5 protein-coding genes are annotated in these 3558 nt (G+C 45.0%); 3 read left to right on the top strand and 2 right to left on the bottom strand.

Features of this window, described 5'->3' with window-relative positions; all coding sequences use genetic code 11:
* From ACTXGO_RS11310 to ACTXGO_RS11300, 3 genes are all read left to right on the top strand, one after another.
* A partial coding sequence (locus ACTXGO_RS11310; RefSeq protein WP_443574557.1) for a copper resistance protein B occupies window positions 1–813 on the top strand: 813 nt, incomplete at its 5' end.
* A 26-nt stretch (window positions 814–839) separates the two neighbouring features.
* Window positions 840–1307: a DUF305 domain-containing protein gene (locus ACTXGO_RS11305; RefSeq protein ID WP_435949451.1), complete on the top strand. Its 468-nt coding sequence runs from the start codon at window positions 840–842 to the stop codon at window positions 1305–1307.
* 70 nt (window positions 1308–1377) lie between these two features.
* Entirely contained in the window at window positions 1378–2118 is a 741-nt protein-coding gene (locus ACTXGO_RS11300) for a MauE/DoxX family redox-associated membrane protein (protein ID WP_435949453.1), read from the top strand.
* Window positions 2119–2150: 32 nt separating this feature from the next.
* Here ACTXGO_RS11300 and umuD read toward each other — a convergent pair whose 3' ends face one another.
* Window positions 2151–2576, bottom strand: a complete 426-nt coding sequence (gene umuD / locus ACTXGO_RS11295; protein WP_435949454.1) for a translesion error-prone DNA polymerase V autoproteolytic subunit — start codon at window positions 2574–2576, stop codon at window positions 2151–2153.
* Window positions 2577–2619: 43 nt separating this feature from the next.
* Window positions 2620–3558 (bottom strand): DinB/UmuC family translesion DNA polymerase (locus ACTXGO_RS11290; protein WP_443574555.1); only part of this gene is annotated, 939 nt, incomplete at its 5' end.

Raw genomic sequence — 3558 nt, 5'->3', positions numbered from 1 at the left:
AGTGGCATGGATATGTCGGGCGATATGTCAGATATGGATCACAGTGGCATGGATATGTCGGGCATGGATCATGGCAGTATGGACATGTCAGGGATGCAAGGCGGGGATGCTCCAGCTGATGCTCGTAGCCCTGACTACTCAAACGGCGTTCCTTATGGTCGCTTTGGTAAGCCTGTAATGATGGGTAGCATGCCGTTATGGGGCATATCAGTAGATGATTTGGGTTATCAGTTCGATGACGATCTAATTAACTTTGAGATGGAGGGCTGGTACGGTGATGATAGCACTCGTCTAAGACTACGTACTGAAGGTAGCGCGCAAACCAAAGACAACAAAGACATCGAGAGCTTGACCTCGCTGGCTTACTGGAAACCGCTTGGTATCTTTTGGAATGGTGAAGCGGGCGTCGCTTATGATACCGAAAACGATAAATCTGCCATTATGGCAGGCATTGTCGGCACTGCGCCCTACTTCATTGAGACCGATGCTAGGGCTTATCTGTACACCGATGGGCAGGTTCGTCTAGATCTAGGCGCAGAGTACGAGTGGCGATTAGATCAGCATTGGGTGGTGATACCTGAGGTTGAGTTAACAGCATTTAGCAAGGATGATACTGACAATAACATAACCAAAGGCTTTAATGAGCTGGAGACGAATGTTCGGCTCACTTATGAGACATTAAGTCGTCAGCTCGCGCCCTATGTGGGTGTCAGCTATGAGTCCGCCTTAGGTAGTGCGCGAGATCTGCGTCGTCAGTCAGATGAAGCCGTTGACTCTAGTAGCGTAACCGCTGGCGTAAAATTTTGGTTTTAATTGGATAGTTACTTTGGAGGTTTGTGATGGATAACGCTAATCAAAAGCAGATGAACCCGTATCTTAAATTCTTTTTAATGATACTCACCTCAACCATCGTCATGTATATCATGATGTACTTTAATACGTATCAATGGGATCACGTTTATTTTAGCGAGACTCGTGCCTATATGGCGCTGTACATGGGCGCGATGATGGCGATTATCATGCTCGCCTTTATGGGCAATATGTACAAAAAAACTAAAGTTAATCTAATGGTTTACGGCTTGAGCGTGGTGTTGTTTGCTTTTGGATTGTGGGGCGTGCGCTCACAACAAACAGTCGATCAGGTCGATTGGATGCAAGCAATGATACCGCATCACTCCATTGCTATCTTGACCAGTACACGCGCTGATATCGACGATCCACGCGTGCGCCAATTGGCTGATGATATTATTGAGGCGCAAAAGCGTGAAATTGGTGAGATGCAAGCACTCATCGAAGAGCTTGAATAAAGGTAAGTATACCCAAACACAAGCTGGAAAAAAACGCCCATAGATCATTTTATTAATAGGAGCATCGGCGATGAAAACAGCAACTGTTTACCGTATGGTAAAGCCCAATCATGTCTGTCCCTTTGGTCTAAAAGCGCTTGATCTCTTGCAGCGTAAAGGCTATGAGATTGAGGATAAACCCTTAACCAATGATGCTGAGACGCAAGCGGTCAAAGATAAATTCGATGTCACTACCACGCCGCAAATATTTATCGATGGCGCGCGCGTAGGTGGCTATGATGATCTGCAAGCTTTTTTTGGTAAGGATGTTGCTAAAGAGGATGAATTTAGTTATACGCCTGTGATTGCAATATTTGCAACCACAGCTTTGGCTAGTCTCTCACTTACTTGGGGTATAAGCGGTACGCTATTTACTATACAAACGATTATCTGGTTTATTGCCTTGTCAATGATAGTACTTGCCATTCAAAAGCTGCAAGATTTAGAAAGCTTTACCAATCAGTTTTTGGGCTATGATTTGCTAGCGCGCAAAGTGGTGCGTTATGCGTATGTTTATCCCTTTGCTGAGGCATTTGTCGGTATTGCTATGTTTGCAAATGTCGCATGGTTGAGTATTTTAGCAGCTATCGTTGCAATATTTATCGGCGGTATCAATGGTATATCCGTGTTCAAAGCGGTCTATATAGACAAGCGCGAGCTCAAATGCGCCTGCGTGGGTGGTAATTCAAACGTACCGCTTGGCTTTGTCTCTTTGACTGAGAACATCATGATGGTCGGTATGGGCATTTATATGTTGATTCGAGTGTTGTAGTGCTCAGTAGTTATACTACTTAACAAAACCTCTTAACGCTTAAAGCGCCTAATACCACTCGCCACCACCCCAAACAGCTCAAGCGAGCCTTTGACTTCGATATCGGTATAATCCTCATTTAACGAGCGCAAAATAATCGTCTCACCTAATATCAATTGCTTGGCGGCAAAACCATCATCGACTAATGCAATCACGATATCTTTATTGCTCGCGGTCAGTGATCTATCCACCACCAAAATATCGTTGGGATAGATACCGATATCGATCATGCTATCGCCTTCTACTTCGACCAGATACGTCGTCGCCGGATGACGAATGAGCAAAGTATTGAGATCGATACGATTTTGTACGTAGTCGGTCGCTGGACTCGGAAACCCTGCTTTGACCCTATCGCTATAGAGCGATAAAAGGACGGGATTGCCTTCATCTGTCAATTTACCTATTATTTTTACTGTCATAGTTGCGCCTGTTATTTAAAAGCACTAGCCTTTCTTTATTAAGCTAGTGTACTTTTGGGATTTGATTGATATTAGTGGTGTAGCAAGGCGATAGCATCTCGCGACTCATCTGCCACGTTTGTTTGTCCTTGATGCCTTCACTGGCGATAAAGAGCGCTGCTTGCTGCTGACTGTTCTGTCCGTACTTCTTATTAAGCTCATCCATAAGAGTAGTAATTACTTCACTTTTATCTGATATCTGATCGTCTTTTGAATCACTTTTATTAGCGAATAAATCTAGCTGCACCTCATCATGCGGGCACAAATCTAGTAGCATGACGCCAGCTTTGGCATAACGAACGTTTTCTTTATAAATAATTTGGAGCACTTGGCGCGCGGCCAATATCATTACCCGCGTGTCCGCTGTCGGTGTTACAAACTGATATTGACCAGATATCGCAGTATAAGTCTCGGATTGATTAAATGGGCTACTCATAGAAAACACACTGAGATAATGACAAACGCTGTTCTGTTTGCGCAGTTTGCTCGCCGCTTTTGCTACATGGCTACAGATCGATTCGCTGAGCTCATCAAGGCAAGTCACGCGGCGCGAAAAAGAGCGCGAGGAGATGATTTGTTTTTTAGGCTCTATGCTCTCAATGCCGAGACAAGACTGACCATTCAGCTCCAAGCAAGTGCGCTCTAATACCACGCCGAAGTGCTGACGAATCTTGCCAGGCTCGCACACCGCCAATTGATGAACCGTATGAATACCCATAGCATTTAACCTCAGCTTGTAGCGCCGACCGACGCCCCATAACTCGCCCACATCTGTAATTTGCATCAAACGGCGTATCCACCTCAAACTCTCAAGCACGCAGATACCATTTGTTGCAGGGTATTTTTTGGCAGCATGATTGGCAAGCTTTGCCATGGTTTTGGTACTGCCGATACCGACGCTGACCGCGATACCGGTATGACTCTCGATAATCATTTTTAGCTT

Source organism: Psychrobacter sp. T6-1 (assembly GCF_052258445.1).
This window is presented reverse-complemented; position numbering and strand designations above follow the sequence as displayed.

Excerpts from the sequence above, each read along its gene's own strand:
- ACTXGO_RS11305 (WP_435949451.1), top strand. The coding sequence starts at position 840 with ATGGATAACGCTAATCAAAAGCAGATGAACCCGTATCTTAAATTCTTT.
- ACTXGO_RS11300 (WP_435949453.1), top strand. The coding sequence starts at position 1,378 with ATGAAAACAGCAACTGTTTACCGTATGGTAAAGCCCAATCATGTCTGT.
- umuD (WP_435949454.1), bottom strand. The coding sequence starts at position 2,576 with ATGACAGTAAAAATAATAGGTAAATTGACAGATGAAGGCAATCCCGTC.